Annotated in this window: 1 pseudogene; it reads right to left on the bottom strand. The window is 45.4% G+C overall.

Annotated elements, in window-relative coordinates:
* Positions 1-265, bottom strand: a pseudogene (locus tag ABD481_RS47010) (L-ascorbate 6-phosphate lactonase); the annotation flags it as partial.
* Between the last annotated feature and the right edge of the window lie 290 nt (positions 266-555).

Below are 555 nucleotides of genomic sequence, written 5' to 3' on the forward strand. Positions count from 1 at the left end.
TCACGCCTGCCATCCGCTGCATCTGGTGGCCGGTTTTCATCAGCGGATTGCCGTGGCTCTGTTTGCCAGTGCCGCACCAGAAATCGACGCAGACGTTAGCCCCGCCTTCGGATTTTAACCAGATACCGGTACAGCCGAGCCACCACATGGCGAAGGTGCCGGGCGTAACCTGCTCCTGCTCAATCTCTTCATTCAGCCAGCTGCCCCATTCCGGAAAGGTGTTCAGGATCCATGATTCACGGGTGATGGTCTGTACTTTACTCATCGTGCTCTTCCTCGTATTTTCAATAGTAATCAAATTTTGATTGGTTTTGATTTATGTTGTCACTGGATTTTCAAGATTGCAATCTTGTTTTCCATCAATTTTACGAAGAGATGCGCATCACCTCTCAGGGGTTCCAGCATTCATAAAGGTTGTGCTTTGTTTTATCTATATGATTTGAAAATGTTTAATTATGTTTCGGCGCTACTGCTCGGCAATAGTCACAATGAAATAGAGGATTATTGCGGCGCGCGTCACATTTAATCAAATTCAATCTTGTTGTGATTATTTTT

This window comes from Catenulispora yoronensis (assembly GCF_039531695.1).
Classification (GTDB): Bacteria; Actinomycetota; Actinomycetes; order Streptomycetales; family Catenulisporaceae; genus Catenulispora; species Catenulispora yoronensis.